This is a genomic window from Polycladidibacter stylochi (genome assembly GCF_001562055.1).
Taxonomy (GTDB): domain Bacteria; phylum Pseudomonadota; class Alphaproteobacteria; order Rhizobiales; family Stappiaceae; genus Pseudovibrio; species Pseudovibrio stylochi.
This window is the reverse complement of the sequence record NZ_LLWE01000027.1, coordinates 49,505-63,495: the sequence shown is the minus strand read 5'-3', so window position 1 is coordinate 63,495 and position 13,991 is coordinate 49,505. Positions and strand designations below refer to the sequence as shown.

Sequence of the window (13,991 nt, the reverse complement as noted above, 5' to 3'; positions counted from 1 at the left end):
CCCAGGGTGAACTCGGGGGAATCAACATGGAACAGCAAACTATAAACTGGGGCATCCTTTCAACCGCCAAAATCGGCCGTAAAAAGGTTGTCCCGGCGCTTTTAAAGGCACAAGGTGTTTCAGTTACTGCCATCGCCTCGCGCAGCTTGCAGGCAGCCAAAGATTTTGCCGGGGAGTTTGGTATACCAAAAACCTACGGTACATACGCCGAGCTGCTCGCCGATCCTGATATCGATGTTATTTATAATCCCCTCCCCAACAACTTACATATCCCCCTGACCATAGAAGCGGTTCGCGCTGGAAAACACGTTCTTTGCGAAAAACCAATAGCGATGAACGCTGAAGAAGCTAAACAATTACAAGAGCTTCCGCGTGAACGACTGGTCATGGAAGCCTTTATGGTACGCGCTCATCCCCAGTGGCAGCGGGCACGCGAAATTGTCCGTGCAGGTGAATTGGGTGAGCTCTGGCTGGTACAAGGCGCCTTTTGTTACAACAACACAGAGCAAGCCAATATACGTAACCAGCTAAACACCGGCGGTGGTGGCCTCATGGATATTGGCTGCTATCCTATTGTTGCATCAAGATATTTTTTTGAAGCTGAGCCCGCTCGCGTTCTTGGTCTCTTTGATCGTGATCCACATTTTTGTACCGATCGCAGAACCAGCTGCCTGTTGGATTATGGTGATGGTCGGCGGGCCGAATTTTCGGTGTCGACACAATCTGTCCCCTATCAGCGTTTAAATCTCATCGGCACCAAAAAGCGATTGGAGATACTAATTCCATTCAATGCTCCTGAAAATGCTGAGGTTTTTCTGCGTCTGGATGACGGCGCTATACTCGGGGATAGAGCTCTTGAAATTGAAAGGATTGAGGCTTGCGATCAATACCAGCGGCAGGCTGAATTATTTTCTCAAGCAGTGCGCGGCGAGGAAAACCTCCCCTACGGCGTTGATGATGCGATACAAAACATGCGCATAATTGATGCAATTGTGCGCTCTGAAGCGAGCGGCGCATTTGAAGCGCCATAGCTTGTTATCGAATTCAAAATCTCTCAAACACTGAAAGTCAGGTTAAGGACATTTCCCGCATTTATAAAGGGAAACAAGTATTTGTACGTTAGTAACCATTGCTATCCAGTTGCATGCTCTTACTAATTGGTTTTGCCGCGTAATCACGGGGGAGATATCGTATGACAGCCAAGTTATCCTACTTAAACTACAAGGCCCTAAACCCCGATGCAGCGTTTACAGACTGGCTAGTCGCATGCTGTGCCAGTAGCTGGGAAGAAGCAACAAGACACCCATTTACCTGTGCGCTTGGCGACGGCACCTTAGACTGTGAAGACTATAAAAGCTATTTATTACAAGACTTTGCCTTTATTCAAGATTTGGCAACGGCGCTTGGACACCTCATTGCAAAGGCTCCAACAATGGAAGCCAAACGCCACTTATCGGCGTTTTGTGCAGCGCTCACAAGTGGCGAGAATGACTATTTCATACGCTCCTTTGAAGCTCTTGGAGTTACAAAAGAGCAAGTCTCCCAAGCACAAGAGGGGAGCGTGCTCCGCAAATTAACAGGGGCCTTATTATCTGCCAGCGGGAACGGCACATACGAAGACGGCTTGGCTTGTTTACTTTGCGCGGAATGGATTTATCGTGAATGGGGGGTGCACGAAGCACGCAAAAATGGTCCGCCACAGTTTTATTACCGTGAATGGATCGATTTGCATTCAGGCCATGAGTTCGAGGCATTTGTTAACTGGTTAATCAGCGAAATGAACCAGTATGGTGTTTTACTCTCACAAAGCCGTCAGGCAGAAGTTGCAGAGCGCTTTATTAATATTTGTCAGCTCGAAGCAGCCTTTTTTGACAGTGTTTTGCGCTCCCCCATCCCTTGCCAAGATGAAGAGCCAACCCTTTTAATCATCGATCAGGATGACTAGTGCACCTATGATGGAACTCCATCGGGCCAGCGAAGAAGACATTAGGCTGGCCCTAATTATCATAAATATTTTAAGACTTTAATCGGTTTTCAACTAAGCTAACAAACCACTCCATACCAAAAGCGCTAGCATTATCATCATAATCATAGGCAGGGTTATGCAGCTTGGCACTTGCACCATTACCAATATACATAAAGGAACCTGGGCGCGCCTCTAGGAAGTAGGCAAAGTCCTCACCGCCCATGCTTGGGGTGCAATTAGTATCAACAGCTTCTTCGCCAACAATACCCGCAGCCACTTTCCCGGCAAAGTCAGTTTGTTTTTCATGGTTCACAACAACAGGATAGTTACGCATGTAGTGAATATCTACATTGGCACCAAAACCACTACAAACCCCTTCTACCAATGATTTGATGGTTTTCTCCGCCAGTAATCGGTTGTCATTGGATAATGTGCGCACCGTTCCGCGTAAAACAGCTGTTTCGGGTATAATATTAAACGCCCCACCCGATTGAAAACCCGTTATTGAAACCACGGCGGGATCAAGTGGTGGCCGGTTTCGGCTGACAACAGATTGTATTGATGATACCAGTTGTGCTCCGATAACAATCGGGTCAATCGTCTCTTGTGGCTTAGCCGCATGCCCCCCCTTACCGTGAATAGTTATTTCAAACTCATCAGTTGCTGCCATAATGGCACCTGAACGGGTGGCGTATTGGCCTACAGCAAGGCCGGGCATATTGTGTAACCCGTAAACTTCATCGGCGGGAAAACGCTCAAGCAACCCATCTTCAATCATTGCCTTAGCGCCAGCCCCTCCCTCTTCAGCTGGCTGAAAATACAACTGCACAGTACCCGCAAAATTACGGTTTTGCGTCAGATACTTCGCCACCCCCAAGAGGATAGCAGTATGGCCATCATGGCCACAAGCATGCATTTTACCGGGATTTTGCGAACTGTAAGGAACACCACTTTGCTCTTGCAAGGGCAATGCATCCATATCAGCCCGCAGGCCGACAGACTTCACACAAGCATGAGGTTCAGCGCTCTTTTTACCTTTAATTGTTGCGGCTACACCGGTTTTGCCAATAGAGGTTTCAATCGAATCTGCGCCAAAGCTTTGCAGCAGTTTCGCCACCATATCGGCTGTTTGGTGCGTTTCGTATAAAACTTCTGGGTTGGCATGTATTGTCTGTCGCCACGAAGCCACTTCATTTTGAAGGGCAAAAATATCATCACGTATAGGCAAAGTAATCTCCGCTAAAAAAGAGTTGCTTTATTGTGCGAAGCAATACGTCCATAGGCAAGTGATCTGTAATTAATTACCTATGATTTTTACTAGAAAGCCGATGAGGTTTCCTCATCACTTACCAAACCGGCAATATTATTTCGGTATCTAAAAAATTCACAGAAATCCTGTTCTCGCGTCATAAGTTCAAGGCAACGAAAAGCGAGGCATCATGGGGCTTTACAATGTAATGATACAAAATGGTTCTAGTGCAAAATCCACTCAAAACTGGCAGATAATACTTGGAGAAGTCCAAGTTTATTATGCCGATTTGGCTTTTGATAAATCAACACTCGTCTGTGCCTTCGATTCCAGCAAAATTGACAGTTTTACAGTATGTGTAAATGGAAATGTCGCAGCCTTTAGCAACAGTGCGGCGACCAAAGGCGCGGATAAAGACAAAGCACCCGTCACCGGTGACGTTTCAAAAGATAAAAGCGAACAAGACGATTGGCAACTTGTTGAACCCAACGCCTATTACAGCCTATCGGCCAACGGGGCGAATTTAACCATCGCTTGCACCATTTAATGCACAATACCGCCATTCACGTTCCCATAGGCTTGCCATAATGCAGGAGTTGAATGCACTTGATAGGGTCACCACCTTCTTCGGGCTCGGCCCCCACCCAGCCACAAGGGATACCACCTGTCAAAAATGCCTCGTACACTCTTGTAAAAATTGGTGTTCTTTTCAAACCCACAAAACAAATTGCCTCGGTCATATATTGCAGATAGTTTACGACCTCATTACGGAGAATACTCGAAATCATCCACTCTAAGTCTTCCTCGGTTGATTTTTCAAAAGGAGCACTTAAGAGAAATTTTTCGATATTATGGCGAGCGCAAGCATCATCAATACATCTATTTATATATTGACCGAACTGATCCATTCCTTCGCTGCATATCTGCGATATACTTAGTCTTTCAGTATTATCGAGACCCGCTTTGAATTGGATCCTGCCCGATTCATCCTCCACGATCCCGGGAAAATACTGATAGGGCCATGGTTCAGGCAAATCCCAAATTTCTTGTGATGTCATCATGTCAAAGGCTTTCGGCACATCACGAACCAAAGGTATATCTAGGGCAACACTTGATGTTTGCGCATGAACCCCGACACCGCGCAGAAAATCGTCGCTGCGGATCAGCTCATCTATTTTGAGCAAGTCTGCTCGTTTTGACTCATCTCGTATCGGAAAAAAATCTAATATCATTGTCCCACCTTATTAAAGATTTTGTTCCAAGCATCAACAGTAGCCCCATTATTATTTCTTAAGGGAGGGTTTCCACTTAGTAACGTATGCCGTGATCTCTCGATCCCCTCAGCCAAAGGGTTATTCGTGGTAGAATCTGAAACATTTATATTATCAACTCAATTCAAGAAGTCTCTGAAGGCCTCATTATAATTATCGTGAGATCCAGAGTGGGTGCTTAAATACCCAGCGCCACCAGATGTGCAACGCAGGGCCAACGGGGCGAATTTAACCATCGCTTGCACCATTTAATGCAAAACGCCGGACAATGCCCGGCGCTTGATTTGTACCTGTTTATATTTTGTCGGCATCCAGCCCGCCCATTTGGCAAACCTGCCGCCATTCGGCTTCGGTTACCGGCTGGACAGACAAACGCATGCTTTTCACCAGCGCCATTTCTTCAAGCTCCGGCGTCGCCTTCACTTGCGCCAGTGTAACTGGCTGGGGTACATCGCAAACCGCTTTGATGTCCACACACTCCCAGCGCGGGTCATCGGCCTTGGAATCGGGATGCGCCAAAGCACAGACCTCAATGATACCAACAACTTCCTTGCCAATATTGGAATGATAGAAAAAGCCCCTATCTCCCAGCTTCATGGCGCGCATGAAATTGCGTGCTTGGTAATTGCGCACACCATCCCATTCTTCGCCTTCAGCGCCTTTGGCTTTCTGTTGTTCCCAAGACCATTTATTGGGTTCGGATTTAAACAGCCAGTATTGCAAGCTCTACTTCTCCGGGTTGTTAAACACCCAGTCCCACGGCCGAATTTCGACAGTTTCGAAGAGGGATACATGAGCGTAAGGGTCTTCATTAGCCACCATGAGCGCTTCATCGCGGTTGGCAGCTTCAATAACAATAAGAGATCCGGTGGATGTTGTCAGATTATCACAAAGAAAAGGCCCGGCAATCTTAACACGATCCCCAAGGCCAGCAAGGTATTCGCGGTGCGCTGGACGGTGTTCCAAGCGCAATTCCTCGCTATGCGGTTTATCACTACAAATAATTGCATATAGCATCTATTAGATCTCCCTGTTCCGGCCTGCAGCCTATAGATTTTAAGACTGGCTCTCAACCAGATATCCACGAGATTAAAGCAATTCTATTTTTAGTGAACCTCTCTCTTAAGAGGGCGCGTCATTAGGTCGCTCAAAGCCTGATTTATGCTTATTTTTCCGGTAATAACAGCAGATACTGCTGCCGCAATCGGCATTTCCACATTATGCTTTGCAGCCAATTCCACGGCTATTTGCGCCGAATATGCCCCTTCGGCAAGTTTTTGCCCCGGCGCAACCAAATCCTGCGGCTTCTTACCCGTACCAATTTGATGTCCAAAAGCAAAATTACGCGATTGGCTCGAGCTACAGGTGAGCACCAAGTCACCTAGCCCCGATAAACCGGTCAATGTCTCTGCTTGCGCCCCAAGCGCCTTACCAAGGCGGGTGAGTTCGGCAAAACCACGCGCTGTAAGCGCTGCTTGCGCACTGGCACCCAGTCCGGCACCAATTGCTGCACCACAAGCTATAGCAAGTACGTTCTTTAAAGCGCCGCCAATTTGTACACCCACCAGATCCTCCGAGGCATAAGGTCGAAAGCTTTCATAGGCCAGTGCTTTACACAGATTATCGGCAATAGCGCCATCTGTTGCGGCAATGGTTACAGCCGTTGGCAGTCCCCGTGCCACATCGCCAGCAAAACTTGGCCCCGAGAGCATACAGGGGACCGCTTGCGGCAGTTCCTCCTCGATCACTTTGGAAAGCAACTGGCCGCTGGTAGCTTCTATTCCCTTAGAACAAAGCAACACCGGCGTCCCGGCCGGTAAGAACGGTTCGAGTTGACGCGCCATTTCGCGGGTGGTTTGCGCTGGCGTTACCATAAGCACAGCATCGCATCCAGCAACGGCCTTCGCCAGCTCTGTCGTGGCATTTAGCGCCACATCCCATGTAATACCTGGAAGATAGCGTGGGTTTTGATGCGTTTCATTTATGGTGTGAACGCAAGCTTCATCGCGCGCCCAAAGTTGAACATGCCGCCCTGCCTTGGCCGCAGTTAATGCCAACGCCGTGCCCCATGAGCCACCACCCAAAACACAGATATTCTTGTAATTGGCCATGAACTGCGCTCCCACCCATTTAAACAGGAGTCTTGCTTAACCCAATTATGAGAATTTTCTTAGGCCATGGGGCAAGTTTTCCACCTACAAGCCGTATAATTATTAGCTTAACTGGCAAATTTCTTTAAGGCGTTCGATCGGCTCCCCAAAACCTTCATAGAAAAAGCCCGGTTTTGCGATTTTCCGGTCCAGTAAGCTAATCCACTCAAAACGAAATAATATGGGCCCTCCACCTTGGTTTGGTGTTGTCTCGTACCAATTAAACTCCTGAAACTCTTGCCATACCTCCAAATGGCACGGCTTGAGTACACTGTAGAAAAAGCGCCGGTAATGAACCTCTGGCTCCCTGTTATCATAGTAGTTAATCTTTTGATCCATCAAAGGCATAACTGCACCCAATAAGGGCCGCCCGGTTTCTTCAATAAATTCTCTATGTGCAGCAATAAGGTGGCTTTCATGCGCATCAACCGTTCCACCAGGCGTTTGAGCGCCATATTCGGGTTTCTCAGGCTCAGTAAAAATAAGTAGCTTATCGCCATAGGTTAAGTAGGTATAGCTTTTATGAATAATTTTCATTTGTTCTCTATATGTTCCTAATCTATACTTTCAATATTGCTAGATTCGCTAGAGCACTCTTTGCAAATTATATTAGTTAAAAGGATAAGCAAATGGATATTCCCAGCATTATGTCCCATGTTTCTATTGGTACAAACGACTTCGAAAAGGCCATTGAATTTTATGACAAAGTAATGCCAAGCATCGGCGCAAAGCGGATTTTGGAGCATCCCGGTGCCATAGCCTATGGCAAAATGTTTCCTGAATTTTGGGTACAAGTACCCTTCAATGGCGAGCCAGCCAATGTGGGTAATGGCACACACTTTGGCTTCATTGCCCCCAATAATGATGCTGTAAATGCATTTTGGGAAGCAGCCCTTGCTGCAGGTGCTACCCCTGATGGAGAGCCTGGGCCAAGACCCCATTATGGTGAACCATACTATGGGTGCTTTGTACGGGATCTGGACGGGAATAAGATAGAGGCTGCCGCTTGGAACGAACCTTTTGAAATGCCTAAAGCCGAGTGATTGCACTTTATTTTTATAATAAAAATAGCTACCCTGTGATGTAATTATAAATTATTTCACAGGGTATACGCGTCAACTTAGTAAAAAAAAACAAAAACCTATTTTTACATATTTTTTATATAATCATAAATTTATCAAATCTTCTTATTGCTATAAAAAGTAAAATCTGTTGCACGCTTTACACTAAAATTATTCCCGCCAAGGCATTTATTCATGACCTTTACCATAAATCATTGACGAATGTGGGCATATGATAGCACACAAATACGCCACTCCAACATATAAGTGACACCCCTCCAGCATAGCGAAAACGGCGAATAGTACCGCGTGAATCCACCCTATCCAAATACCGCCAAGCAGGCACAAACCTTAGCAAAACCGCATTTAGCCAAGCAACAATTATAAAACTGCAAGCAACTTGAAATGCTTTAGAGTACAAAACACTTCCAGGACTTGGGGAAATTAGCAAAGTTCCACAACAAGCAATCAACAAAAACGAAATTATGGAACAAGGCACCAGAACTCTTTTCAACTCATACAGTGGAACAGAGCGCCACACCCCCAATAACCTTAGGTTCATGGGGACAATACTCCCCCATAATAAGGCTAAGGACATTTGAAAAACGAGCGTAAGGAATGGCAGAACCCAAGTGCCTTGCGAAAAAACACCTGCAACTCCACTTTGGTGAATTTGCTGTTCAATCACAGCTAAAAAACCTGTCAATTCCATTTAAGTGCCCCGTGATTTCACTTTTAGTCAAGCTACATCAGTTTACTATCAAAAACTGATTGTCCAGATATATTTACTTTTTTCGCGCCTTATATGGAGAAGTCATTGCCCAAGCTACACCTTGAATGGGGCGCAAATGCCCCAACTGAAAATTTTGACACAACAATCATTGTTGACTGCCTTTGCTTTTCGACCACTGCCACAATTGCAGTATCGAAAGGTATCGAGATAATACCTGTCTCCAACAGATCAATAGCTCAGCAACTCGCCTTAAAGACAGGCCTAAAGCTGGCCGGAAAACGCTCTCAAGGTGGGCTTTCTTTATCTCCCAAATCGTTTGCACTTTGCCAAGAGCTACAACCGGTTATATTGGCCTCACCCAATGGTGCAAAGCTTTCAACCATAACAAGAGAGGGGCGCGTCTTACTGGGCTGCTATCGCAACGCCCCAAGTTTTGCCAAATTAAACCTTGGTCCATTGGAGAGGGTATTGATAATCGCAGCAGGCGAGCAGTGGTCTGATGGTAGTTTTCGTCCTGCATTTGAAGATTACTTTACAGCAGGTGCGATAATTAAAGCCATAGGAGGCCAACTCAGCCCAGAGGCAAGAGGTGCATTAGCCATATATAATGCAGCTTGTAGCGCTGCACCCGAGTTAATGCTTGCCTCCATCAGCGGTCAGGAGTTATCAAAAAATGGCTACCAAAATGATGTAATAATGGCCGCAAAATACGGTGCAAATACCACAATTCCACAACTGTTTCTTAAGGGAGCAACAGAACACCCCCCATCAGATTTGAGCTCAAATCAACAGTTTTCAGGTACGATGTATTATGCAAAAATAGCACCTGCTAGCCAGTTAACCAGCTAGCCAGCTAGCATAAGCACAATACAATGGGATTTAGCTGCCGTTCTATAAAGGATCACATTGCGTTGGCAATGCCTGATCAAGAGGTTTTGTAACAGGTTTCAAATTGCCTTTTTGAATTGCGATAGGGCTATAGGGCGGACTGGTTATCATGCCCGGATTGGCCATATGAAATTGATAGCAGCCAGCAAACACTTGCTTGTGACCATCTTTTTGTGTGGCTTCAATCGCCACTGGTAACGACCAGTAAATTTGCCCAGCCCCGGGTGATGGCTGAGTAGAGCCTGTGATCACCCGCACATGAGCTGTTTGGGCAAAGCCTTGCGCCCACTTAGAATAATCAGCGGGTGCGACGCCGCCCTCATAATAACTATAGGCTCTGGGATATTGCCTGCTATTGATGGCATTATAAAAGCTGGCAATGACAGCTTGCGGGCTGCTGCGATCATCCATGTACTCAATGTTGCCCTGACCGGTGGCCGAGGGAAACTCTATCGCTCCAGCTGGTGACAGCAATAAACTGCTCACTCCGGCCGTAAGACAAGCTGTTTTGATAAATAGTGAATAGCGCATGACCTACCTCTTCTTGTCACATCACAAGACTAGCAGGTCTCAAAAACTAATGGATTAAACCGCGCAGATAAACTGCTTCGTTAGTAAACGAACCAGCATCCAGCAAATGTACAGTTTGACTAATTGTCAGCTCCGTTCCGCTTTCATTTAATGCACGCCTTGCGGTCATAATTGTCAAGCCGCCGCGCTTGGCTTCACTTGTAAGCACCTGCCCCGGTTCCAGTGTAAGCGACATAGTATCGGCAAATGGGTTTTGTGGCATGGGCCGATCCACACCATCTGCAATTGCCGAAAAATTCGCTTCCAAAGTTTCCCCATCCGCTTCAACAGTTTTCATGAAGAAGCCGATTTCTTCATCTTTGGCGACAATTCTCAAGCTGCCACCAAGTGGCGCTGCACCTTGCTCGTATTGTGATTGATCGGGATCCAAAATCCATGTGCCTAAGAAGGGCTCCAACCGTTGGTCCATCATCATCTCTCCGCTGCGGCAGTGTCGGTTTTATTGAAAAGCAGCTTATGCCGGAGCAGCTTGAACTACGCAACCCTTAGCCTTTCAAAATACAAAAAAAGGCGTGCCAGTGTATTTCTGACACGCCTTTTACAAAATATTCGTGCGCGAATTAGCTCGCCAGAGCTTTCAGCTCGGCCAAAATCGCATCACCCATTTCGCTGGTAGAAAGTGTCGCTTCACCTTCCTTCGCAATATCTTTAGTGCGCAGGCCCTTATCCAGTGCATTGGAAATGGCTTTTTCCAGCATATCCGCTTCTTCAATAAGCTGGAAAGAATAGCGCAGCGCCATGGCAAAGCTGGCAATCATGGCAATCGGGTTTGCAGCGCCAGAGCCTGCGATGTCAGGTGCAGAACCGTGTACCGGCTCGTACATAGCTTTACGCTTGCCGGTGGCAGCATCTGGCGCACCGAGTGAAGCAGATGGCAACATACCAAGCGATCCAGTCAACATGGCAGCAACATCAGACAGCATATCGCCGAACAAATTGTCGGTGACAATAACGTCAAACTGCTTTGGCCAACGCACCAGCTGCATACCGCCCGCATCTGCCAACATATGCTCCAAAGTAACATCGGAGAATTTGGCTTTGTGGGTTGCGCTCACAACTTCGTTCCACAGCAAGCCAGAAACCATCACATTGCGTTTTTCCATGGAGCAAACTTTGTTGCCACGGGTACGCGCCAAATCGAATGCAACTTCGGCAATGCGCTCGATTTCATAGGTGTCGTAAACCTGTGTATCAACCGCGCGCTTTTGACCATTTTCCAGATCGGTAATTTCCTTTGGCTCACCAAAGTAAACACCACCAGTCAACTCGCGCACAATCAGGATATCAAGTCCTTCAATCACATCGGATTTAAGCGAAGAGGCATCAGCCAAAGCCGGATAGCAAATAGCCGGACGCAAGTTGGCAAACAGACCCAAATCTTTACGCAAACGCAATAAGCCAGCTTCCGGACGGGCGTCATAAGGCACGCTGTCCCACTTAGGGCCACCAACAGCACCGAAAATAACAGCGTCTGCTGCCATTGCTTTGGCCATGTCTTCTTCGGAGATGGCTACTTGGTGCGCATCATAGGCCGCACCGCCCACAAGCCCTTCGTCATACTCGAAAGTATTTGTGCCGCGCTCATTGAACCACGCGATCACTTTCTTTACTTCCACCATGATTTCAGGACCGATACCATCGCCCGGCAGAAGAAGTAGCTTGTTGGTTGCCATTGCTCTCAATGCTCCAAGTGTTAAAAAATAGGTGGCCTTTTGTGCCGCTTTAACGCTTTGAGAGCAAGGCTATTAACGGGCAATTGTCCTCAACGATAGCGCCCGTGGCGCTCAAGTATTTCGATACGATAGCCATCGGGATCGGTAATGAAGAAGAAACGTGCCATAAGATTGCCCTCACGGAAGAATTCTTTCACCTCTTCCGGAGCCAAACCTGCCGCCGCCATACGCTCGCGCTCTGCCGCAACATCATCAACACAAAACGCGATATGACCATAACCATCCCCCAGTTCATAGGGAGCACTGCGGTCTTTGTTCACGGTGAGTTCAACTTCAAAATCAGCCGCTTCATTGCGTAGGTAAATAAGGGTAAAGCTTTCGAAATCAAAACGATCAGCGACTTTAAGGCCCAGCGCTGTTTCGTAAAAAGCAAGCGAACGTTCTTCTTCTAAAACACGCACCATCATGTGAATGGCTTTGGACATGGAAATTCCTACTCTATTGATATTTCAACGATAAATAATCTATATAACGATCTTACACTTTATAGCATTCCCTATAAAAATGACTATGACAAAAAGTCATAGGCCTATGATTTGAGTAATCACACCATTATGTGTGCACTCTGCTATAGTAAGCTCACACAAGAAAATAATAAAAAGGGCTTTCATGAATGGCTGTGTCTCAATCGGATAATTATTGCGTACTTGGTGCTGGTACCATGGGGTGCCAAATTGCATTTTCATACGCGTTTGCTGGAAAACCAGTAATGCTTTGGGCGCGACGTGAAGCGGCCCTTATAGAGGCGCAACAAACAATGGCGGATACCTATGATTTCCTCGTATCCGAAGAGTTGGCACGCGCAGAGGACAAAGAAAATACACTGGCCTTGATTGGTTATAGTGATGACCTTGCCACAAGTGTTAATGGTGCCTCGTTTATAATTGAAGCGATTGCCGAAGATATGGCGCTAAAGCAAGAGCTGCTACAAAGGGTAGAGGCGCTTTGCCCCGAACAGGCAATACTCGCCTCAACCACCTCGGCCCTGTGCGCCAGTGATTTACAAAAGGCCCTGAAAAGACCCGAGCAGTTTTGCGTGGCGCATTACATCCAGCCAGCCCACCTCATGGCACTGGTTGAAGTGGTCGCGGGCCAGAAAACATCAAAGGGCACCGTTGAACAGCTTAAATCCATACTTGCCGAAACAGGTAAAACACCCGTTGAATGCCCGGATATTCCCGGCTTTCTGTTCGCCCGAATCCAGCATGTAATTTTACGTGAGTTTGCCGATTTACAATCGAAGGGTCTGGTGAGTGCCGAGGCTTGCGACACAATCATGCGTCAAGGCTATGCAGCACGCTTACCTGCCATGGGCCCCTTTGAGCATGCCGATTTGGCGGGCCTTGATTTGCTCAACAGCGCAGGCGCGAAAGCTGTTTGGGCTGACATTTGTAACCACACTGACCCCGCGCAGTCATCCGTAGGCGCGCTCAATGCGCAAGGGCATACGGGCATGAAGTCTGGTCAAGGCTATTACGATTGGCACAAGCGCGATAGCAAGGCCTTTAAACAACAGCGTGATAAAGAAATTATCACGCGTGTGAAACTGAACAAAGGTGCGAAGCCCACCTTTAGTGACGAGTAAGGACTAGATAAAATAACCACTTTAAAAGCCCTGCCACGAACTTGCGTGGCAGGGCTGAATTCTATGCACCCCCGGTAATTTCTTCTGTATCTTTAACCAGAGAAAAAATGCGGGTTTTAGGGTCCATCACGCGTAATTCACCGGAGCCAATATCAAACCAAGCACCGTGAATTTTCAAAGCCCCTTCAGTGACCGCTTTTTCAACAAACGGGAAGGTCATCAAATTTTTTAGACTCTGGCGTACACCTGCATATTCCAACCCCAATTGCGGATCGTTATTCGGCTCAACCGGATCACATGCCAATGAGATCGCCGCAGGCTCCAGCATTTTAATCCAAGGCCCGACAAACTGGCCAGTGCCGCCCAGATTACCGCCACTATTGCGAAACGCGGTGACACCACCACATTTACAATGCCCAAGAACAACAATATTCTGCACTTTTAGGCCATTAACTGCATACTCAATAGAAGCGCTTGTTCCGTGTGTGCCCTTGTCATCTTCAAATGGTGGCACCAGATTGGCCACGTTACGCACCACAAACAGCTCACCGGGACCAGAGTGGAAAATTGCCTCGGGCGTCACACGGCTATCGCAGCAAGAAATCACCATGGTTTTGGGTTCTTGACCGTAAATAGCAAGGTTTTCGTAATCCTCTTGATACTTACGGTACATTTTTTTGCGATATTGGCTGTAGCCAGCAAGCAATTCCTCTGGAAACAATGTCATAGCTTTCCTGTTAGCAAACAAACACAAGCACACGGTT

The 13,991-nt window shown here is 47.0% G+C and carries 17 protein-coding genes; 6 read left to right on the top strand and 11 right to left on the bottom strand.

What is annotated here, in order from left to right:
* The first annotated feature begins 26 nt into the window (after nucleotides 1-26).
* Nucleotides 27-1,031 carry a Gfo/Idh/MocA family protein gene (locus tag AYK67_RS11545; RefSeq protein WP_068086715.1) on the top strand — a complete coding sequence of 335 codons (1,005 nt, stop codon included), beginning with the start codon at nucleotides 27-29 and terminating at the stop codon, nucleotides 1,029-1,031.
* A gap of 161 nt (nucleotides 1,032-1,192) precedes the next feature.
* Nucleotides 1,193-1,945 carry a TenA family protein gene (locus AYK67_RS11540; protein ID WP_082735778.1) on the top strand — a complete coding sequence of 251 codons (753 nt, stop codon included), beginning with the start codon at nucleotides 1,193-1,195 and terminating at the stop codon, nucleotides 1,943-1,945.
* A 70-nt stretch (nucleotides 1,946-2,015) separates the two neighbouring features.
* On the opposite strand, the gene AYK67_RS11535 is transcribed toward AYK67_RS11540, so the two are convergent.
* Entirely contained in the window at nucleotides 2,016-3,194 is a 1,179-nt protein-coding gene (locus tag AYK67_RS11535; protein ID WP_068086712.1) for a M20 aminoacylase family protein, read from the bottom strand.
* Nucleotides 3,195-3,405: 211 nt separating this feature from the next.
* Between AYK67_RS11535 and AYK67_RS11530 the strand changes: the two genes are divergently transcribed.
* Nucleotides 3,406-3,762, top strand: coding sequence for a hypothetical protein (locus AYK67_RS11530; RefSeq protein ID WP_068086711.1), 357 nt, complete (start codon nucleotides 3,406-3,408; stop codon nucleotides 3,760-3,762).
* Nucleotides 3,763-3,778: 16 nt separating this feature from the next.
* Here the strand turns inward: AYK67_RS11530 and AYK67_RS11525 are convergent, their stop codons facing one another.
* From AYK67_RS11525 to AYK67_RS11505, 5 genes are all read right to left on the bottom strand, one after another.
* A complete protein-coding gene (locus AYK67_RS11525; RefSeq protein WP_068086705.1) occupies nucleotides 3,779-4,447 on the bottom strand; it encodes a hypothetical protein in 669 nt (222 codons plus the stop codon).
* A gap of 333 nt (nucleotides 4,448-4,780) precedes the next feature.
* Nucleotides 4,781-5,209 carry an EVE domain-containing protein gene (locus AYK67_RS11520; protein ID WP_068086702.1) on the bottom strand — a complete coding sequence of 143 codons (429 nt, stop codon included), beginning with the start codon at nucleotides 5,207-5,209 and terminating at the stop codon, nucleotides 4,781-4,783.
* Between the two features lie 3 nt (nucleotides 5,210-5,212).
* Nucleotides 5,213-5,503: a YciI family protein gene (locus tag AYK67_RS11515; RefSeq protein WP_068086697.1), complete on the bottom strand. Its 291-nt coding sequence runs from the start codon at nucleotides 5,501-5,503 to the stop codon at nucleotides 5,213-5,215.
* A gap of 89 nt (nucleotides 5,504-5,592) precedes the next feature.
* Nucleotides 5,593-6,597 carry an NAD(P)H-dependent glycerol-3-phosphate dehydrogenase gene (locus AYK67_RS11510; protein WP_068086693.1) on the bottom strand — a complete coding sequence of 335 codons (1,005 nt, stop codon included), beginning with the start codon at nucleotides 6,595-6,597 and terminating at the stop codon, nucleotides 5,593-5,595.
* Nucleotides 6,598-6,699: 102 nt separating this feature from the next.
* Nucleotides 6,700-7,173, bottom strand: coding sequence for an NUDIX domain-containing protein (locus AYK67_RS11505; RefSeq protein ID WP_068086690.1), 474 nt, complete (start codon nucleotides 7,171-7,173; stop codon nucleotides 6,700-6,702).
* A gap of 92 nt (nucleotides 7,174-7,265) precedes the next feature.
* On the opposite strand from AYK67_RS11505, the gene AYK67_RS11500 reads away from it, so the two are divergent.
* Both AYK67_RS11500 and AYK67_RS11490 read left to right on the top strand, forming a co-directional pair.
* Complete coding sequence (locus AYK67_RS11500; protein ID WP_068086687.1) at nucleotides 7,266-7,679, top strand: VOC family protein; 414 nt, start codon at nucleotides 7,266-7,268, stop codon at nucleotides 7,677-7,679.
* 835 nt (nucleotides 7,680-8,514) lie between these two features.
* Nucleotides 8,515-9,279 (top strand): 2-phosphosulfolactate phosphatase, encoded by a 765-nt coding sequence (locus AYK67_RS11490; protein WP_068086685.1) that lies wholly within the window; start codon nucleotides 8,515-8,517, stop codon nucleotides 9,277-9,279.
* A 42-nt stretch (nucleotides 9,280-9,321) separates the two neighbouring features.
* Here the strand turns inward: AYK67_RS11490 and AYK67_RS11485 are convergent, their stop codons facing one another.
* From AYK67_RS11485 to AYK67_RS11470, 4 genes are all read right to left on the bottom strand, one after another.
* Nucleotides 9,322-9,849, bottom strand: a complete 528-nt coding sequence (locus AYK67_RS11485; RefSeq protein ID WP_068086684.1) for a hypothetical protein — start codon at nucleotides 9,847-9,849, stop codon at nucleotides 9,322-9,324.
* A gap of 46 nt (nucleotides 9,850-9,895) precedes the next feature.
* Nucleotides 9,896-10,321: a hypothetical protein gene (locus tag AYK67_RS11480; protein ID WP_208976282.1), complete on the bottom strand. Its 426-nt coding sequence runs from the start codon at nucleotides 10,319-10,321 to the stop codon at nucleotides 9,896-9,898.
* 148 nt (nucleotides 10,322-10,469) lie between these two features.
* On the bottom strand, nucleotides 10,470-11,582 hold the full coding sequence (gene leuB, locus AYK67_RS11475) for a 3-isopropylmalate dehydrogenase (protein WP_068086679.1): 1,113 nt from the start codon (nucleotides 11,580-11,582) through the stop codon (nucleotides 10,470-10,472).
* An 89-nt stretch (nucleotides 11,583-11,671) separates the two neighbouring features.
* Entirely contained in the window at nucleotides 11,672-12,067 is a 396-nt protein-coding gene (locus tag AYK67_RS11470) for a VOC family protein (protein ID WP_068086677.1), read from the bottom strand.
* Nucleotides 12,068-12,255: 188 nt separating this feature from the next.
* Between AYK67_RS11470 and AYK67_RS11465 the strand changes: the two genes are divergently transcribed.
* Nucleotides 12,256-13,227: a 3-hydroxyacyl-CoA dehydrogenase family protein gene (locus AYK67_RS11465; RefSeq protein WP_068086671.1), complete on the top strand. Its 972-nt coding sequence runs from the start codon at nucleotides 12,256-12,258 to the stop codon at nucleotides 13,225-13,227.
* Between the two features lie 61 nt (nucleotides 13,228-13,288).
* On the opposite strand, the gene AYK67_RS11460 is transcribed toward AYK67_RS11465, so the two are convergent.
* On the bottom strand, nucleotides 13,289-13,954 hold the full coding sequence (locus AYK67_RS11460) for a carbonic anhydrase (protein ID WP_068086668.1): 666 nt from the start codon (nucleotides 13,952-13,954) through the stop codon (nucleotides 13,289-13,291).
* Between the last annotated feature and the right edge of the window lie 37 nt (nucleotides 13,955-13,991).

Excerpts from the sequence above, each read along its gene's own strand:
- AYK67_RS11545 (WP_068086715.1), top strand. The coding sequence starts at position 27 with ATGGAACAGCAAACTATAAACTGGGGCATCCTTTCAACCGCCAAAATC.
- AYK67_RS11540 (WP_082735778.1), top strand. The coding sequence starts at position 1,193 with ATGACAGCCAAGTTATCCTACTTAAACTACAAGGCCCTAAACCCCGAT.
- AYK67_RS11530 (WP_068086711.1), top strand. The coding sequence starts at position 3,406 with ATGGGGCTTTACAATGTAATGATACAAAATGGTTCTAGTGCAAAATCC.
- AYK67_RS11525 (WP_068086705.1), bottom strand. The coding sequence starts at position 4,447 with ATGATATTAGATTTTTTTCCGATACGAGATGAGTCAAAACGAGCAGAC.
- AYK67_RS11515 (WP_068086697.1), bottom strand. The coding sequence starts at position 5,503 with ATGCTATATGCAATTATTTGTAGTGATAAACCGCATAGCGAGGAATTG.
- AYK67_RS11510 (WP_068086693.1), bottom strand. The coding sequence starts at position 6,597 with ATGGCCAATTACAAGAATATCTGTGTTTTGGGTGGTGGCTCATGGGGC.
- AYK67_RS11505 (WP_068086690.1), bottom strand. The coding sequence starts at position 7,173 with ATGAAAATTATTCATAAAAGCTATACCTACTTAACCTATGGCGATAAG.
- AYK67_RS11500 (WP_068086687.1), top strand. The coding sequence starts at position 7,266 with ATGGATATTCCCAGCATTATGTCCCATGTTTCTATTGGTACAAACGAC.
- AYK67_RS11485 (WP_068086684.1), bottom strand. The coding sequence starts at position 9,849 with ATGCGCTATTCACTATTTATCAAAACAGCTTGTCTTACGGCCGGAGTG.
- AYK67_RS11480 (WP_208976282.1), bottom strand. The coding sequence starts at position 10,321 with ATGATGGACCAACGGTTGGAGCCCTTCTTAGGCACATGGATTTTGGAT.
- leuB (WP_068086679.1), bottom strand. The coding sequence starts at position 11,582 with ATGGCAACCAACAAGCTACTTCTTCTGCCGGGCGATGGTATCGGTCCT.
- AYK67_RS11470 (WP_068086677.1), bottom strand. The coding sequence starts at position 12,067 with ATGTCCAAAGCCATTCACATGATGGTGCGTGTTTTAGAAGAAGAACGT.
- AYK67_RS11465 (WP_068086671.1), top strand. The coding sequence starts at position 12,256 with ATGGCTGTGTCTCAATCGGATAATTATTGCGTACTTGGTGCTGGTACC.
- AYK67_RS11460 (WP_068086668.1), bottom strand. The coding sequence starts at position 13,954 with ATGACATTGTTTCCAGAGGAATTGCTTGCTGGCTACAGCCAATATCGC.